We start from the raw sequence: 16,905 nt of genomic DNA on the forward strand, positions 1-16,905 counted from the left end.
ATGGCGTCCCGGAACCTCACGGACGCCGACGGGCTGTGCAGCAGCGGGGAGTTCGGGCACCACGCGGTTTCACCATGCACCGCTCGACGGTTCGACGCCCGGGTTCGCGCTCTTCGCTCCCCCGGGCGCCGGACGGCCGTCGGCCGCACGCGCCGCGTTACGCGGCCTCGGCGAGGATCCGCTCCACTGCCGGGGAGCGAGGCCGGAAGACGTCGAGGAGGCCGATGGTGCGCAAGGCGGGAGCGAGTTCTCGCATCTGCGTGACGAGGGCTGCGTACTCGGGGGTGCCCTCGGTGAGGTCGTCCAGCCGTAGGGCGTTGGCGACGAATGCGGCCACCGAACCCTTGCGGACGGTCAGCCCGTTGATCGCGGTCGAGTCGATGCCCTCGGGCAGGACATCTTCGGGGCGCACGGCGGGCTGGTGCGGGTGGGAAGACGAATGCGACATGACTGTCCTCTGCGTGTTTGCACGTTGGCGTGCGTTGGCATGTTCGGGCATTTGCGTGTTTGATGCACGTGCTTTCTGCACGCAAATGACACTAGCAGGACTCCGTGCTTTTTGCACGTATCATCGAGGGGTGAGCGAATCGACACGTGACAGCACGTCCGCCGCCCGCGTGGCCGCAGCCATCGGGGCACTGACCCTGCGGGCCACCCGTGCAGGGCTCTACGGCCGGTTGACCTCCGGAGTGGAGGGCGTGGACGCCACGACCTACCCGGTGTTGTCCGGGCTCGCCCGCTTGGGGCCCGTCACCGCCACCAAGCTGGCCGAGGTGATCGGGATGGACCGCACCGTCACCACCCGCTACGCGACCAGACTGCAGGAGGCCGGGTTGGTCACCCGTCGCCCTGACCCCGCTGACGCCCGCGCAACCAGGCTGGCCCTCACCGTTGAGGGCGAGCGGGCGGTCACGGCGTTGCGCGGGGCGTTGGAATCCTTCGTGGCGGAGGAGATGGCGACGTGGCCTTCGGGTGAGGCTGACGCCTTCGCCATGCGCCTGGAGCGTCTGACGGAGTCGCTCGCTCAGGGCGAGGCGGACCGTCCGCACTGATGCCGGTCACTAACTCCGCCTCGCGGCGGGCGATGCAGAGTTCTTCGAGAGCCGACGGGAGGCGTTGCCGCAGGTACGAAGGAGACGACTCGTTCGCGGTGGGCGCCGCTCCGAGCAGGGCTTCAGTGGCGCCCTGCCCGAGGCGTCGACCATGGACACCCTCGCCCGCCAGGTCGACCTCTTCACCTCGTGCAAGGAGGTGAAGCCAGGCACGGAGTACGACGCTTCCCACGACGGCACGGACGCCGGATGGGGCGTACAGGAGGCGGCGGACCCGTCCTGGGGCATCAAGGAACGCGCCGTCTGCAAGGACTTCAGGCGCCCCATGGCCCTGCTCCTGGTCTCGGACATGCGGAAGTTCCAGACCGCGGCCAAGAAGGCCAAAGCCCCCTTCGCCATCGGCAAGAACTACGCGGTCGTCCCCGTCGGCGACGACCAGATCGAGGCTCTCTCCCCTTCCGGGCTCGCCTTCCTGACCTGCGCCCCGGACTTCTCGCCGCCGAGCGGCCACCGGACGGAGAAGGCACTCGTCGACGGCTGCGTACTGAGCGACTACTTCCCGACCTGATCCGTTCGGCACCGCCTCCCCTGCGTACGGCCGGGCGCTACGGCCGGGCCCACCCGAGCATCGCCCTGCCCCAACTCACGGACGACGAGGGGCCGGACGCGGCGAGCGAGCGGGCTGCCCGGGCGCCCGACCGCGCGGGCCGCCCCGACCGGCGGAGGGAAACCCGACCGGCGGGGGAAAACCCGCGGCTCCGCGGTCAGCTTCGTCTCATGGTGTGGGCGTCGGGGTGGCGGTCCGCCCGTCATCCGAACTCGGCTCGGCGGTGCCGTCCGGGGTCGATTCGGTTCTGGTGTAGAGGACTTCGCGACCCTGCTCCGCGGCGCGGATGAGTCCCTCGCTGACGAAGTCCAGGAAGCGGGCGGCATTCTCCAGGCGGGTGGCGGCCGGGGTGCCGCGGCCGAGGATGCCGACGCCCTGCCGTGCGATCTCGATGAACTGGTCGTTGGCCCGGGCGCTGCGGATCATCGCCTGGTACCAGAGGTCGTCGTCGACGACGTAGCGCTCGCGGCGGTGGCGTTCGTCCCGTTCCCGGCGGACGAGGTCCTGGCTCTCCAGGAAGGTGATCGCCTTGGAGATCGACGCCGGGCTGACCTGGAGGCGCTGGGCGAGTTCGGAGGCGGTGAGGCTGCCGGTGTCGGTGGTGTACAGGCAACCCAGCACCCGCGCCATCATCTTGGGCAGGCCCGAGACCATGTAGACGGTGGTGAGGGCCTCTTGGTAGTCGCGCACGGCCTCGGCGTCGCGTCCGTACGCCTGCGGGGACGCCTGTGATCCTCGGGGTACGGCCTGCCTGCGTCCCTGGGTGCGCTGCTGGGTGGCGCGGTGGGCCAGGTCGGCGCGGTAGCCGGCGGGGCCGCCGTTGCGCATCACTTCACGCGTGATCGTGGAGGTCGGCCGGTCGAGACGGCGGGCGATCTCGGCGTAGGCCAGGCCGTCGGCCAGTCCCGTCGCGATCTGCTGGCGTTCGGTCTGGGTGAGCCTGCCTCCCGGCATCACGACCCCCTTCGTGCCCCACGAATGCTCCGTGGCGCTGCTCGATGTTCCGTTACACCGTCACCATAGCGTTCACCTTCAACACATTGCAACGACCAAGCGTTTCGCCGTTGCATTAAGCGAGAAGGCGTTGCAATGATTACTCCACCTTCACCTGCATAAATGCCACACGGAAGCAAAACAACCGTTGCCGCCACCCGGAAAGCAACGTAGCGTTTCCATCATCACGAAACAGCAAGCCGTCAGCAGTCGAGCCGCAAGCACCAGGGAGAGCACGATGCAGAAGTACAACACCCCCGCCCCGATCTCCGCCGTCCTGAACATCCCCGCGGGACGCGTCCAGTTCATCGCCGCAGACCGCGCCGACACCACCGTCGAGATCCTGCCCGTGAACGCCTCGAAGAGCCGCGACATGAGGGCGGCGGAGCAGACCACGGTGGAATACGCCGACGGAGTTCTGCGGATCGTCAGTTCGGCGAAGGACCAGTACTTCGGTCCCTCCGGATCCGTCGAGGTGACGGTCAAGCTGCCCGCAGGTTCCGGCATCGAGGCCAAGACGGCCAGCACCGAACTGCGCACCGTCGGCCGCCTCGGCGATGTCGTCTTCGAAGGCGCGTACCGCCAGATCAAGTTGGACGAAGCCGCCAGTATCCGCCTCACCGCGATCGACGGCGACGTCGAGGTCGGCCGGTGCGGCCCGGCGGACGTCAGCACCGCACACGGCGACATCCGCATCGCCGAGGCCACCGGGGGCAAGGTCACCCTCCACACCCGCTCCGGGGACATCACCATCGGCGCCGCCGCCGGCATCTCCGCTGCTCTGGACGCCAGCACCAGCCACGGCCGCATCAACAACGCCCTCAGGAACAACGGCACCACCGAACTCGACATCGCCGCCACCACCCCCAACGGCGACATCACCGCCCGAAGCCTCTGACCCGCCCCTCCCCTCCCCCGCATTTGACGCACTCCGTGCAGCTGGGCCTCCACACCCTGGACCGACTGGAGCGGCCGAGCCCGAGGAACCGATCGACGTGCTCGCCCTCCCCTACGGCATGCCTGGCATCCTGGGCAACGCTCTGGGCGCCACCCACTGCGCCGCCGAACACATACGCCCGCTGTTGGCAGCCACCTGGGTCTGGCTGCTGAGGCGACCGGCCTTCCGCCGCCACCGCCACAGCCCGCAGCCGTCACCGAGCAACTCTGGGTGTTCCCGGAGGTGCTGGCCGAGCACCTGAACCGGCCGGAGAGGGCGCGAGAGCGGCACAGCCAGGCTCGATGCCGTACCTACCGCGTCACCGGTACTGCGGACGCCACTCGAAGAGCAGGATGGTCGCGTCGTCCCGCAGTTGGTTGCGCTGGTAATCGAGGATGGCGTGCGTCAGCAGCCGCAGCACCTCGGCCGGGAGCTGGCCCGCGGCGGAGGAGCGGATGATGAATTCGGTGAACCGGTCGAGGCCGAACTCCGCTCCGTCCGCGTCACGAGCCTCCACGACACCGTCGGTGTAGAGCAGGACGCAGTCGCCTGGTTCCAGCGTGGTCTCGTGCACTTCCCGTACTGCCGGGGCGAGTTGGCCGGCCAGGCCGATCGGAGGCTGCGGGGGCCTGTCCAACACGCCGTCGAGCACTCGCTTGGCGCGGATCAGCAGCGGCGGCGGGTGACCGCAGTTGACCCATTGCAGCACCCCGGTGACCGCGTCGAGCCGGCACAGCACGCCGGTGCAGAAGTGGTCGGGCAGCCATTGGGCGAGCGCCTGGTCGACGGAGCCGACGACGTCGACCAGGTCGCCACCGCCGCGGCGGGCGTTCCGTGCCGCGGCCATGGCGACCGAGGTGGTCAGGCCGGCGATCAGATCGTGCCCCATGGAGTCGAGGATCATGGTGTGCAGCACGTTCTTGACCACCGAGTGGTCGTAGGCGTCGCCGGCGACGGTGTACGCCGGTTCCAGGACCGCGGTCGAGACGCACCTGCTGCTGCCGACGGTGTGGGGTGGCAGGAAGGCCCGCAGCATCTCGGTGGGCAACCGCATGGTGGCGGTGCGGGTGAGGCCGGCGAGCCAGTCGCTGTAGGCGCGCTTGGAGGTGATCAGCATGGCGAACAGATGGGCCAACATCCGGCTACGGCGCATCCGCGCCCCGTTGAGCGAGGCGGTCCGCACCGCCAGCACGCCCAGCCGCTCCGCACCGTCGATCAAGGGCAGCCAGACGATCACGCCGTCGTCGGCCTCGGCCACCCGCGCGGAGACCGTGCGGTACGCCCAGCCTGCCGGCGAGCGGTCCACCGGCAGCGGCTCCGTGACCTCGTCGAGCGGGATGAGCAGTCGTTGTTGCAGGTCGACGAGGTAGATCAGTGCAGAGTCCAGGCCGAGGGCCGAGGCGCACCGGTTCGCCAGGGCAGGCAGTTCGAACGGCAGGGCCGTCTGTGCCTCGATGATCAGCTCTTCCAGCCGATTCTCGTCGACGGCTGTGTCCGGACCGGCGGACGTGCGCGGTAGGTCCGACACAGGGATCACCCCTTCCGTGCCCAGTCTCACACCGATCCCCACCGCTCTCACGTCAGGCATGATCGCGCCGGACGTTGGTCGTCGGCGTGCCGCTCCCGCCGCTCAGCAGTCCACTTCGAGGCGCCAGCCGAGGACTACTTCTGGTCCATCCCCCAGGAAGAGCTCTACGACACGGGACGCCGGCCGACGGAACTCACCCTCGGCTCGCTCGCCCACTCCTGGGAGTCGGTCGAGAAGCTGCCTGACGAGCCGGACGAGGCCCTGGACTGCCATCTCGTCTGGCTGTCCGAGATCCTGCGCGCCATCGGCCATGCGCCCCAGAGCTGATCACACACCCGCGCCGCACCCCGCACCCTTCGCCCGCCATATGGGAGACTCGCCTTGTGATTATCGAACATGCGTACGCAAATGTGGCCTCGTATGCCCGCGATGAGTGGCCCTGGTCCGTTCCTTGTGTGCGCGGGCTGATGGCGGAAGGGCTGCGGTTCACCGCGCCGGTGACCTTCCTCGTCGGCGAGAACGGTTCGGGCAAGTCGACCCTGGTCGAGGCCCTCGCAGAGGGATTCGGTCTGGACTCGTGGGGCGGCTCGCACGACTGGCGTTACGCCAGTCACCGCCCCAAGTCGGTGCTGGGTGAGCGGATCCGTTTCGACGCGACTCCGCGCGGACGGCGCATGCTGGGCAGTTGGGCCGCCCGCAAGGGGTTCTTCCTGCGCGCCGAGACGGCGCTGGACGCCCTGGACCGAGAAGGGTTCACGCCGGAGTCGGTCAGTCACGGAGAGGGCTTCCTCGCCGCATTCCGAGGCAAGTTCCTCCAGCCCGGCCTGTATGTGATGGACGAGCCCGAGGCCGCACTGTCGTTCGCTTCCTGCCTGGAGTTGCTCGGACACCTCGACCAGCTGGTGAAGAACGGCGGTCAGGTCATCTGCGCCACCCACTCGCCCCTGCTGACCGCACTGCCTGGCGCGGACATCATCGAGGTCGGCGAGCACGGCATGCGCCGACTTGCCTGGCACGAACTCACCCTGGTCGACCACTGGCGTCGCTATCTCGCCGACCCGCAGTCCTACCTACGTCACATCCTCGACTGAGACGACAGCCGCGCGGGACCGCTTCGCGAATGCGCCCGACGGACACCGGCCCTAGCGTGATGCGCGCCGTGCCCGGCGCGTGCCGCTCCAACACCAAGGGCGCCGCGCTCAGGCGCCGCGATGCACCAGGGGCACAGCCGGCCCTTGCGCTCCTCGGCCGCGTAGACCCGCCCCTTGTCGATGTACCCGCGTTCCCGCCCGCAGCAGGTGCGCGTCACAACTATCCTGCGTGGCCGGCTTCTCCCAGGCGAGCAGCCAGGTTGTGCTTGGCCTCAGGCCACTCGTCGGCGAGGATCGAGAAGTACACCGTGTCCCGCCAGGTGCCGTCGGGGCGTCGGTAGTGGCGGCGGAGTACGCCTTCGCGGCGCCCCCCGATACGTGCGATCGCGGCCTGGGAGCGGTGATTGAGATGGTCGGTCTTCAACTGCACGCGCCCCATGCCCAGGTCTTCGAAGGCGTGGGTGAGCAGGAGCAGCTTCGACTCGGTATTGACGGCGGTGCGCCAGTATGCGCGCCCGTACCACGTCCAGCCGATCTCCAGTCGTTCGTCGTCCACGTCGATGTCCATGTACGTGGTCCAGCCGATGGCCTTGTCGGTGGCACGGTGGACGACCGCGAAGGGAACGTAGACGCCCCGCTCGGCGGCCTCAAGCACAGTGGCGAGCTTGTCGCCCAGCTCCGCCTGTGTCTGTGGCGCCGGCCCACCCTGCCACCGCCACAGCTCCTCGTCGCCGCCCCCCGCCTCGAAGAGTTCATCGAGATGGTTCATCGCCAGCGGCTCCAGGCGTACTTGGCGGCCGGTGAGCGTGACGGGCAGCGGAGTCTGAGCAGGCATGGACCGGAAGGTATCGGGGCGTTGCGCCTGGGACAAGTCAATTCTGTCCCAGGTCGGGTCCGTTGGGCCGGGCGAAGACATCACCATGCACCACGCCGTCTCGTTCCGCCGCGGCATCCGCTCGTTCCGTCCTCGCCGGTGCTGCCGCGGCGCCGCAATGGTTCTCGCTGGGTGTCAGGCCCTCAGTGCGTGCCGGACGAGCCAGGCCCGTTGGGGTTCGTCGTCGCCGCCGGGCCAGGAGGCGACGAGGTCGCGGTGCTGGTCGATCAGGTCGTCGTGGGTGAGGCCCAGCGCGCCTTCGGCCTGGAGGGGCAGGACGTCGGAGTGGGCGGCGCGCAGGAGCACGGCGGTGACCTGTGGTCCGGGCACGTCGAACGGGGCGATGACGGCGAGCGTGCGGTCGTCCATGGCTGCCGTGGGGTCGAAGACGAGTTCTTCCAGGGCGGCGACGACTCGGGCGTCCGGCTCTTCCCATCGTTCGAGGCAGTCCTGCGCCGCGCGGATCGCACGCTCGCGGACCAGCGCTTCGGCGTCGCGGCGTCGGAGCGCCGTCGTGAGCAGAGTGGCGTCCTCGGGCCCGGCGAGCAACGCCGGAACGTCCAGCGCGCTGGCGTGACTGGCTCCGGCACCGGTCTCCGGGCTGGCCCGCACCGCTGACGGCGACAGCGTCAGGAGATGGCGGGCGAGAGCAAGCACGTTGGGGCGGAGCGCCTCGACGTCCAGGTCGAACCGGGTGAGCCCCTCGTCGTCGCAGAAGTGGTCCAGCGCGATGGCCACCATCGGGACGAGCCCGCTGTACAGCATGGTTCGAAATGCCTGGCGGTGGGCTCGCCGGCTGGTGGGGGCGCGCATCTCCCGGTGGGCTCGGAGCAAGCCTGGGCTCTCAGGATCGACACCGTGCCAGTAGGTGCTGTGGGGGCCGGGGCCGAGGGCCTCGCGGACCTCGCTCGCCGCGAATCCGCTGTGCGGACCGCTGACCGGCCCGTCGTGCTCCCGCGTCGGACCGACGGTCGTCCACGTACGCGTCCCCATCGCCCCATCGCCCGATCGCCTGGGACGCAGACATACGAAGGCATCCAGAAACAGACAGCCGCCGGACGGGTCATTGCCCATCCGACGGCTGTCCGAGCGAGTTGTCTCAGGAGACGACGGCTTCGCGCTCCCCGGATCGCTGGCCGGGCAGGACGGTCCGTTCCGCCTCGGGCTCGGTGGCGAGGGTGAGGTCGGAATCCGTCAGGCCGGCACGATCGGCCTGGACGCCGGCGCGCACCGCCCAGAAGTAGAAGCCCAGGGCCGACACACCGACCAGGGCGATGTCCACACCGCCCGGCAGCACGCCGTTGCCGCCGAACTCCTTGCCGCCCAGGGCCGACAGCGTCGAGAGCCACAGCAAGAACCCGATCATCCACCAGGCGGCGGCGAACTGGCGGGACAGGTTCCGCTCGCCTCGGCGGCGCAACACCAGGGCCGCGATCGGTACGGACACCAGGACGAGCAGGGTCACCTTGCCGGTGTTGGGCCACTTCGACCAGTACAGGGCGCACGCCGCGAAGGCGAAGGTGATCGGGCAGAGCACCGAGGCGGCCGGCAGGCGGAACGGGCGCGGCAGATCCGGCTTGGTCCGGCGCAGGACGCCCACCGCGATGGGGCCGATCAGGTACGAGACGACCATGGCGGCCGAGACGACACTGGCCAGGGCTTCCCAACTGTGGCCGATGGTGAGCAGCAGGAGCACGGAGAAGCCGAGGTTGAGCCACATCGCGGGCCGGGCGGTGCCGTAGCGGGGGTGCACCTCGGCGATCTTCTTGGGGAAGAAGCCGGTCTCCGCCAGGTTCTGCGCCAGGTACGAGGCAGAGGCCACGTTGGCGATGTTGGCACCGCACGGCGAGATGAAGGCGCCGAACTGGACCAGGGTGGCGACCCAGTGCAGCATCAGGAGCTTGGCCAGGTCGGCGAAGGGGGAGGCGAAGTTGATGCCGTGCCACCCGCCTGCCGCGGCGAGCTTCTCCGGCGGTACCGAGCCGAGGAAGGCGACCTGCAGCGCGAGGTAGATCACCAGTCCCAGGGAGAGCGCGCCGACCAGGGCGAGCGGGATGGCTCGGCCGGGGTTCCGGGCGGCACCGCCGAGGTTGACGACGGCCTGGAAGCCGTTGAAGGCGAAGACGACGCCCGAGGTGGTGACGGCCGTCATCACGGCGGACCAGCCGTTGGGCGCGAAGCCGCCGTGGCCGGTGAAGTTGCCGGGGTGGAAGCCGGAGGCGATCAGCGCGGCGACGACGAGCACCGGGATGGCGAACTTCACCAGGGTCAGCACCGTATTGGCCCGGGCCAGCAGCGCGACCGACCAGTAGCAGGCGAACCACAGGACGAAGGTCAGGAACAGGGCCATCGCCATGCCGGAGGCCGTGAGGCTGCCGTCGGAGACGAGCCCCCTGGCCCAGTCGTAATTCCAGGAGGACATGTACTGGGTGCCCGCGATGGACTCGATCGGGATCAGGGAGGCGACCCCGATCCACACCGCCCAGCCGCTGACGAATCCGAGCACCGGGCCGTGGGAGATCGATCCGAAGCGCGCCATGGCGCCGGGCAGCGGGTAGGCGGCCCCGACCTCGGCGTACGACATGGCGATCATGCCGATGAAGAGGGCCCCGACGACCCAGGCGACCAGCGCCGCGGGTCCTGCGACCTGTGCGGCCTGACCTGCCCCGAAGAGCCAGCCGGAGCCGAAAATGGACCCCAGCCCAATCATGATCAAGGCGAAAAGGCTGAGGTTCTTTGTGCTGGCCGCGCTCATGTCCATGGCGGGCTGTGTCCGTTCTGCCGTGCGAAGAGATCCGGACACACCCTAAGTGAACTTTTTGCTCATTCTTTCATCTGCTCGGTCTCCGACTGCCGATCACAGCCCTGGCGGGGAGGTCGCCGTCCGGCTTGGCGCGGGGGCGGCCGGCCCACTTCGGGGCGGCCGGAATCGACCGATCCGTCTCAACGAGCCGAGTCGACGCAGGCCATCGGGTTGGGATCTCCACGCCCAGCCGGCGAGCGGTCGTCTCGACGAAGCCAGTCACCCCTGGTCGGCAGCCCGCCGTCGACTGGCGGCGGTGAGACCAGACACTCACTGCGAGGCGGCCGGCGGGGTGGCGCGGATTGCCCGGTGACCGCGTCACTCTCCGTCGGCCTGCCAATGGGCCCGCCCAGCCTACTTCGCCTGTCCCTCGGTATGTGCCTGTCCATCGGCCCCGCCGCGGCCGTCGGGGTGCTCTTCGCAGCTGACTGGTTCCTCGGCCGGGAAGAAGATCGGGCTCATCAGATGGGGCCTGCGGCCCGGCGCCGGCCCGTTGCCCGCGCGCGACGCGAAGGAATGACGCAACTCATCGATCATTTCGGCGAGTTCGTCAGGACTGAGCCAGTAGACGCCCTGTCGATAGCCCACGGAGTCGGCGAACGGCGCGGCTCCCGGCCTGTCGAGGTAGGCGTTGAACTCGGCGAGCAGGACGGCCATGGCGGCGGCGAACCCGCGGCGGTGGTCGTCCAGGGACATCGACGCTCCCGCCTCGGGGGTGATCGCCATCCGGTCCCGGCGAAGCCGGTAGCGCCGCTCCACCGCGCCGCGCACCCGTTGCTCGCCCGCCACCTCCAGCACTCCGCCCTCGGCCAGCAGACCGACGTGTCGGTACACGGTGGACTTGGGGACGTCGTGCAGTACCGCGCACAACTCGACGGCGGAGCAGGTCCGTCCGCCGGACATGGCATGGGTGATGCGCAGTCGCACCGGGTGCAGCAGCAGGTCGAGGGTGTCCACTCCCCAATGCTCCCATATCTGATACCGTTCCCAAAGTTGAGAACTCATGAAGGGGGCATGGGAACATGACAGCGAACACGGACGCCTCGCCGGCATCGACTCGGCTGAGCAGCGAGGCGGTGCATCCGCTGCGCACCCTGGACCCGGACGGGCCGCAGGACGATCTGGCGTGGCTGGACGAGGCGATCGGCGACGCGAGGGTGGTGGCGATCGGCGAGAACGCGCACTACAACCACGAGTCCTACCTCTTACGTCACCGCCTGATGCGCTACCTGGTCGAGCGGCACGGGTTCGGCGCCTACGCGATGGAGTCGGGATTCGTCGAGGGCTGGCTGACCGACGACTGGGTCCGCGGCGGCCAGGGGCAGCCCGGCCACGTCATGGCCAACGGCATCACTTCGCTGATGGGTCTGTGGACCGAGATGCGGGACCATCTGGAGTGGATGCGCGGGCACAACCTCACCGCCGCTCGACCGGTCGGCTTCTACGGCATCGACCTGTCCGGGTCGAACGTGTCCGTGCTGCCCGGCCTGGACACCGCCACCGCCTACCTCGCGCAGGCGGACCCCGACTTCGAGGTGGACCCGAGCATCCGGGAAACCGCAGCCGCCTTCGCGGCGCCCTCCGCCCTCTCCCTCGCCCAGGCCGTTGCCGCCTACGGGCAGCTCGCACCCGCGCGTCGGGACGCGTTGACGGCGGGCTTGGCCGAGCTCACCGGGCGCATGGAGGGACGAAGCCTGCACTACCGGGGACGGACCACTGCCGGCGCCTACGAACGCGCGCTGCGCGCGTTGCGCCTGGCAGTCGTCATCGACGCCAATGCCCGCGCCATGGCCCGAGGCGACCGGGACAGCCTGTTCGCCAACCGTGACGCCGCCATCGCGGACACCGTCGAATGGATCCTGCGCCGGGAGGACCGGATCATACTGGTCGCCCACAACGGCCACGTCCAGCGCTGGCCGGCCCTGTGGCCCGGCATGACCTCGGCCGCCGCCATGGGCATGCACCTGGCCGATCGGATCGGCGAGGACTACCTTGCCATCGGCATCACCAACGGCACCGGACAGACCCTCAGCGCAGGAGCCGACTTCTACGCCGGCCAGCTCTTCACCGATCTGGAGCCGCCCCGGCCCGGCAGCCTGGATGCGCTCATGGCCGCCAGCAGCGACGGCCCCTTCGCCACCGATCTGCGCCGGCTGTCCCCCGCCGACACCGCCGCCGTCCGGGCCAGCTCCCAGCAGCGTCTGGGCACCCTCTACTCCGATGTGAGGCCCCTGGACGCCTACGACGTCATCGTCCACCTCCCCCACGTCACCGCAGCCCAACCCGACGACGACGCCCTCGCCAACTCACCACACGACGTGCAGGAGGCGTTCGCCCAGTGGAAGTCACGATGACCAGGGCCGGCCAGAACATCGCGCCAGACCCCACCCGCTGAGGCCGCGCCCCTCCCGGCCCATCCCACCTCGGCCGATCACGTCGACAAGCCGGTAACGCCCGCCCATCACCGCTCCGTTGGCGCCCTCACCCTCCATGGCGGTCCCTGTACCGATGCCGCGAAATCACGACGGACTCACGGCATCGAGCCACTCCGGTCAGCATGACGAGCTGTGCGAACAGCCCACCGAGCTCGGCATCCCTGACTGGCTTCCGGCTTCCGGCTTCCGGCGGCGGAATCAACCAAACAGGGAGCTACCGAACAGGGAGCTACCGAAGCCGAGCGGATCCACGCCGAACAGTCCCAAGCGAAAGAGCCCGGAACCGAACTCGTCGAACAGGCCGGGGTCATCCCCATCGGAGCCACCCTGGTCGCCATGGCTCCGTTCGCCGTCGCCCCCATCGACGCTCCCCGGGTCAACGCCGCCCGAGCCCAGACCATCGCCGTCACCACGGCACTGATCGCACCCGTCATGCCGCCGACCGTCAACCTGCCCGCCGCCATCGCCCCCCGCGCCGACACCATCAGAGCCGATACCACCCGAGCCGACGCCACCCGCGCCGAACCCATCGCCGTCACCACGGCACTGATCGCACCCATCGTGCCGCCGAGGGTCACCCCGCTCCCCATCACCCCCCGCACCAACGCCCCCCGAGTCAAAACCGTCATCATCACCGCCACGGCACCACGGGTCACACCCATCGTGCCGTCGATCGCGGCCGTGGTCGCCGCTCGTCCCCATGGCCCGGCCCTGGGGGTCACCCTGGGCCGGGCCGGCGAACGGGGCGGCCATCACGACGGCGAGCGCCGCAGCGGCAAGCGAACGGCCTATGTACGTATGCATCGCGTTTTCTCCTGGTCGGCAGGAAATCGGGCGCGAGATGTGTACCTCTGCACGCCGGATTTCACGCAGGCGCGCCCACTTCCCACTCCATCGGCCGGAAAAGTTGCACCGTCCGTGGCTCTGGGCCGAGACCGGGGAGCACAAGGCAACCCTCCAGAGGGTCGCCGGCGGATCTTCCTCCCCAGGATCGCCGCCGTCCTTGCCTCCTTCGTGCAAAACCCACGGTGTCATGCGGGCGCAGGGTCGTCGGCGAGGTAGGGCGGGGCGGGTTCGTACTGGATGTACCGGCGGACGGCGCGGGCGTGGTCGCGGCCATGGAGGCGGCCGATGAGCCACAGGGCCATGTCGATGCCGGCCGAGACGCCTTGACTGGTGACCAGGTTCCCGTCGACGACATAGCGGGCGTCGCGGACCACGGTGACGTCGCCCCTGGCCTGCAGAGTGTCCTCGAAGAGGTGGTGGGTTGCGACCCGTCGGCCGCGTGCCGGGCCTGCTTCGTGCAGGAGCAGGGCTCCGGTGCACACGCTGGTGGTCCAGGTGGTGTGGGCGGCGGTGGTGCGGATCCAGTCGATGAGGACGGGGTTGGACACCTGGCGACGGGTCCCGTTGCCGCCCGGGACCAGCAGGACGTCCAGCGCGGGGTGGTCGTCCAGGGTGTGGTCCGGCAGGACCCGCATGCCCTTGTTGCAACGGACGGCGCCGGGGTGTTCGGCGATGAGCCGCACGGTGTCGGTGTGGTCGCGCAGCATGGAGGAGGCGGTGAACACCTCCCACGGCCCGACGAAGTCCAGCTCCTCCGCTCCCTCGAAGATCAATATCCCGTAGGCGGTCATAGGTGCTCCCTGGTGGATCGGAATCGGTCGCGGTAGTCGGACGGTGCAACGCCGACGTGCCGGTGGAACGCACGGCGCAGCGTCTCCGCGGTGCCGAAGCCGTACCGTCGCGCGAGGGTCTCGATGGGGTGGTCGCTCTCGGCGAGCGCCCGCTTGGCGGCCTCGATGCGTACGCCCTCGACATACGTCGCCGGCGGGACCCCGAGTTCGGCTGTGAACCTGCGCTGGAAATGACGGGGGCTCAGCCCGGCGCGCGAGGCGAGCTCGGTGATGCCGTGCCGAGCACCGGGGTCGGCATGGACCGCCGCGACCACGGCACGGAGGGGATCGGTGGCCGGCTGCGCGGACCACAACGGCACACTGAACTGCGACTGGCTGCCCGGGCGGCGCAGAAACAACACCATCTCCTGCGCCACCGCGTGCGCGACCTCCCTGCCCAAGTCATCCTCCACCAAGGCCAGCGCGAGATCCATCCCCGCCGTCACCCCCGCCGACGTCCACACCCGCCCATCCCTGAGAAAGATCGGATCACAGTCGACGATCAGCTCCGGATGCTCCCGCACAAGCTGCTGCTCACGCGCCCAATGAGTGGTCACCCTGCGCCCCCGGAGCAGACCGGCGGCAGCCAGCAGAAACACCCCACTGCACACCGAGGTGACCCGGCGGGCACTGACCCCTGCCTCGGCGATCCAACGCGTCAGCGCGGGATCATGCCTGGCCTGGTCGACGCCACCGCCCCCCGCCACCACCACGGTGTCGATCCCCTCGGGGTCCACATCAGCCACGCCGTGGGGAACGTGCGCCGAGAGGCCACTGCCGAACCGGACCGCTCCCGGCTGCGGTGCCGTGATCTGGCAGGTGTACCCACCGGTGAGCTTGTGAGCATGGTCGAACACCTCGTACGGGCCGAAGAGGTCGAGGGGCTGGAAACCCTCGAAGATCACAAAAACGATGCGGCGCTGCTCCACGCCTCCACCCTGTCTTCGGCACCGGAGGGCGTCAACGACACATACCCCACGCTTTGCGCCATGCCGGAGAGCGCAACAGTGGCCGCTGAGAGCGGCTACGCGGTGGGGCACAGCCACGGCACCACGCCCTCGAACCCGGGCCGAGACGGTATGCGGCCGGCGGCCACCCTATTTTTCCTTCGCTTCGGCCTGACCGTCGACCTGCGCCATCCGTAGGGCGTCACGGAGAGAACGTCGTTGTTCCGGCGCCATCATGCCGAAGAAGGCAACGAGTGCGGCGGCGGGGTTGTCGCTGGTGGACCATGCTTCGTTCATGAGTGCGGCCGAGTAGGCGGCGCGAGTGGAGACCGCCTTGTATCGATAGGCGCGACCTTCGGCTTCGCGGCGTACCCAGCCCTTCTGATGGAGGTTGTCCAATACGGTCATGACCGTGGTGTAGGCGATCGACCGTTCCTTCTGGAGATCCTCCAGAACTTCTCGAACGGTGACCGGGCGGTTCCACTCCCAGACCCGCGTCATCACCGCGTCTTCCAAATCACCCAAGGGCCTTGGCATACAAGAAGAATAGTGAGGGACATCGGAAATGCCGGCCATTTCCGCCCCGTATCCCCCGAAAAGGAGGCGTGGTCGGGGGTGGTCAGGCCGTCGACCCTGCGCAGTGCCTCAGCGCTGCGGCTGATGCCGGGCACGATGCCGCCCACGGGCGTACGGATTCGCCTCGACGAAGAACGGCACCATGTCGACCACGGCCAGTGCACTGGTGCAGCAGCCCATAACTTTCCTGGTCGAGGAGTGAGTACCGGCGCGGGATCGGCGCGGCCCTCGCCCAACTTGCCATTTTGGTACGGCACTTCACCCTCCACGCCGGCCAAGGCACCCTCCGCGGACGTATCGAGGGGCCCTCGCCCCTCCCCCGAAAAGTCACAGCCTCTGCGCAGCGGGCGGTTGTTCGGCGAATGCGGCGCGGTAGGCGCGCGGGCTGGTTGCCAGGCGGGACGCGAAGTGCTGGCGCATGGTGATCTCGCTGCCGAATCCGGACCGGCGGGCGACCTCGGGCATGGGCAGGTCGGTGCGTTCGAGGAGCTTCTGGGCCGCCGCGATGCGGTGGTCGACGAGCCAGCGCAGTGGGGTGGTCCCGGTGGCCGCCGTGAAGTGCCGGGCGAAGGAGCGCGGCGACATCCCGGCGCGGGCGGCGAGCGCGGACACGGTCAGCGGCTCGTCGAGATGGGCCAGGGCGAAGGCGCGCACCTGGGCCAGGGCGTCCGCGTCGCGGTCGGCGTGCGGGGTGGGATGTTCGATGAACTGGGCCTGGGTGCCGGTCCGGAACGGCGCGGTGACCATGGAGCGGGCGACTGTCGCAGCCACCTCGGCGCCATGCGCGGCGCGTACCAGATGCAGACACAGGTCGATGCCGGCGGCGGTGCCGGCCGAGGTCCACAGAGTGCCGTCCTGGACGAACAGGGCGTCAGGTTCGACCCGCACCCGTGGGTGCCGGGCCCGCAGCAGGTCGGTCAGTGCCCAGTGGGTCAGCGCCCGACGACCGTCCAGCAGTCCCGCCTGGGCGAGCGTGAACGCGCCGCCGCACAGTGCGGCGATGGTGGTGCCCCGGGCGTGGGCGCGGCGCAGCGCCGCCAGGACCGGCTCGGGTGCTGGGGTGACGTGGTCGTCCAGGCCAGGCACCAGGATGAGGTCGACGCGAGGGAGCCAGGCGAGGGTGCGGTCCGGTGTGAGCGCGAGCCCGCCGCGCATCGGTACCGGTTCGGGGCCCGCGGCCACCCGGCGCAACTCGAACGCGGGCACCCCGCGGTCGGTGCGGTCCGCCCCCCACACCTCGGTGATCACCGAAACGTCGAAGGCCCGGATGCCGGGAAAGGCGAGCAGGGCGATGCGATGGGCCGGCGCCGGTCGGGTCATCCTGGCAGTAAACCATCGATCGCTGTCTTTCCGCCTTCTGTGAGCGGACCCGGCGGGACGGCAGGA

General features: G+C 69.5%; 18 protein-coding genes. 6 read left to right on the forward strand and 12 right to left on the reverse strand.

The window, feature by feature from the left end:
- Positions 1 to 157: 157 nt before the first annotated feature.
- Positions 158 to 412 carry a hypothetical protein gene (locus tag MOV08_RS04365; protein WP_208622207.1) on the reverse strand — a complete coding sequence of 85 codons (255 nt, stop codon included), beginning with the start codon at positions 410 to 412 and terminating at the stop codon, positions 158 to 160.
- A gap of 166 nt (positions 413 to 578) precedes the next feature.
- Here MOV08_RS04365 and MOV08_RS04370 point away from each other — a divergent pair, with 166 nt between their 5' ends.
- Together MOV08_RS04370 and MOV08_RS04375 are read left to right on the forward strand one after the other, a co-directional pair.
- On the forward strand, positions 579 to 1,052 hold the full coding sequence (locus MOV08_RS04370; RefSeq protein ID WP_239009937.1) for a MarR family winged helix-turn-helix transcriptional regulator: 474 nt from the start codon (positions 579 to 581) through the stop codon (positions 1,050 to 1,052).
- Positions 1,053 to 1,203: 151 nt separating this feature from the next.
- Positions 1,204 to 1,620, forward strand: coding sequence for a hypothetical protein (locus MOV08_RS04375; protein ID WP_275306356.1), 417 nt, complete (start codon positions 1,204 to 1,206; stop codon positions 1,618 to 1,620).
- Between the two features lie 207 nt (positions 1,621 to 1,827).
- Here the strand turns inward: MOV08_RS04375 and MOV08_RS04380 are convergent, their stop codons facing one another.
- A complete protein-coding gene (locus MOV08_RS04380; RefSeq protein WP_275306358.1) occupies positions 1,828 to 2,613 on the reverse strand; it encodes a GbsR/MarR family transcriptional regulator in 786 nt (261 codons plus the stop codon).
- Positions 2,614 to 2,890: 277 nt separating this feature from the next.
- On the opposite strand from MOV08_RS04380, the gene MOV08_RS04385 reads away from it, so the two are divergent.
- Positions 2,891 to 3,550 carry a DUF4097 family beta strand repeat-containing protein gene (locus tag MOV08_RS04385; protein ID WP_275306359.1) on the forward strand — a complete coding sequence of 220 codons (660 nt, stop codon included), beginning with the start codon at positions 2,891 to 2,893 and terminating at the stop codon, positions 3,548 to 3,550.
- 358 nt (positions 3,551 to 3,908) lie between these two features.
- Here MOV08_RS04385 and MOV08_RS04390 read toward each other — a convergent pair whose 3' ends face one another.
- Positions 3,909 to 5,126: a PP2C family protein-serine/threonine phosphatase gene (locus MOV08_RS04390; RefSeq protein ID WP_275306360.1), complete on the reverse strand. Its 1,218-nt coding sequence runs from the start codon at positions 5,124 to 5,126 to the stop codon at positions 3,909 to 3,911.
- A gap of 374 nt (positions 5,127 to 5,500) precedes the next feature.
- On the opposite strand from MOV08_RS04390, the gene MOV08_RS04395 reads away from it, so the two are divergent.
- Positions 5,501 to 6,208 carry an AAA family ATPase gene (locus tag MOV08_RS04395; protein WP_275306361.1) on the forward strand — a complete coding sequence of 236 codons (708 nt, stop codon included), beginning with the start codon at positions 5,501 to 5,503 and terminating at the stop codon, positions 6,206 to 6,208.
- Here MOV08_RS04395 and MOV08_RS04400 read toward each other — a convergent pair.
- The 5 genes from MOV08_RS04400 to MOV08_RS04420 form a co-directional block, all read right to left on the reverse strand.
- Positions 6,193 to 6,426: a CbrC family protein gene (locus tag MOV08_RS04400; protein ID WP_275306363.1), complete on the reverse strand. Its 234-nt coding sequence runs from the start codon at positions 6,424 to 6,426 to the stop codon at positions 6,193 to 6,195. The two genes, MOV08_RS04395 and MOV08_RS04400, sit on opposite strands and share 16 nt — an antisense overlap.
- A gap of 2 nt (positions 6,427 to 6,428) precedes the next feature.
- Positions 6,429 to 7,043 carry a GNAT family N-acetyltransferase gene (locus MOV08_RS04405; protein ID WP_275306365.1) on the reverse strand — a complete coding sequence of 205 codons (615 nt, stop codon included), beginning with the start codon at positions 7,041 to 7,043 and terminating at the stop codon, positions 6,429 to 6,431.
- Positions 7,044 to 7,217: 174 nt separating this feature from the next.
- On the reverse strand, positions 7,218 to 8,075 hold the full coding sequence (locus MOV08_RS04410) for a hypothetical protein (protein ID WP_275306367.1): 858 nt from the start codon (positions 8,073 to 8,075) through the stop codon (positions 7,218 to 7,220).
- A gap of 106 nt (positions 8,076 to 8,181) precedes the next feature.
- Positions 8,182 to 9,843 (reverse strand): APC family permease, encoded by a 1,662-nt coding sequence (locus MOV08_RS04415; protein WP_039629653.1) that lies wholly within the window; start codon positions 9,841 to 9,843, stop codon positions 8,182 to 8,184.
- A 396-nt stretch (positions 9,844 to 10,239) separates the two neighbouring features.
- A complete protein-coding gene (locus MOV08_RS04420) occupies positions 10,240 to 10,842 on the reverse strand; it encodes a helix-turn-helix domain-containing protein (protein WP_275306369.1) in 603 nt (200 codons plus the stop codon).
- A 65-nt stretch (positions 10,843 to 10,907) separates the two neighbouring features.
- On the opposite strand from MOV08_RS04420, the gene MOV08_RS04425 reads away from it, so the two are divergent.
- Complete coding sequence (locus MOV08_RS04425; protein ID WP_275306371.1) at positions 10,908 to 12,239, forward strand: erythromycin esterase family protein; 1,332 nt, start codon at positions 10,908 to 10,910, stop codon at positions 12,237 to 12,239.
- 417 nt (positions 12,240 to 12,656) lie between these two features.
- Positions 12,657 to 13,382 carry a hypothetical protein gene (locus tag MOV08_RS04430; RefSeq protein ID WP_275306372.1) on the forward strand — a complete coding sequence of 242 codons (726 nt, stop codon included), beginning with the start codon at positions 12,657 to 12,659 and terminating at the stop codon, positions 13,380 to 13,382.
- Here MOV08_RS04430 and MOV08_RS04435 read toward each other — a convergent pair.
- From MOV08_RS04435 to MOV08_RS04455, 4 genes are all read right to left on the reverse strand, one after another.
- A complete protein-coding gene (locus tag MOV08_RS04435; protein WP_039629655.1) occupies positions 13,352 to 13,957 on the reverse strand; it encodes a DJ-1/PfpI family protein in 606 nt (201 codons plus the stop codon). The genes MOV08_RS04430 and MOV08_RS04435 overlap by 31 nt on opposite strands.
- The gene (locus MOV08_RS04440; RefSeq protein WP_275306373.1) at positions 13,954 to 14,925 is read right to left on the reverse strand and encodes a GlxA family transcriptional regulator; all 972 of its coding nucleotides are present in this window, start codon (positions 14,923 to 14,925) and stop codon (positions 13,954 to 13,956) included. The genes MOV08_RS04435 and MOV08_RS04440 overlap by 4 nt, the downstream gene beginning before the upstream one ends.
- Before the next feature lie 168 nt (positions 14,926 to 15,093).
- Entirely contained in the window at positions 15,094 to 15,480 is a 387-nt protein-coding gene (locus tag MOV08_RS04445) for a BlaI/MecI/CopY family transcriptional regulator (RefSeq protein WP_073445608.1), read from the reverse strand.
- Positions 15,481 to 15,846: 366 nt separating this feature from the next.
- Positions 15,847 to 16,839 (reverse strand): GlxA family transcriptional regulator, encoded by a 993-nt coding sequence (locus MOV08_RS04455; protein ID WP_275306374.1) that lies wholly within the window; start codon positions 16,837 to 16,839, stop codon positions 15,847 to 15,849.
- Positions 16,840 to 16,905: the final 66 nt, after the last annotated feature.

This window comes from Streptomyces yunnanensis (genome assembly GCF_029011865.1).
GTDB classification, from domain to species: Bacteria; Actinomycetota; Actinomycetes; order Streptomycetales; family Streptomycetaceae; genus Streptomyces; species Streptomyces yunnanensis.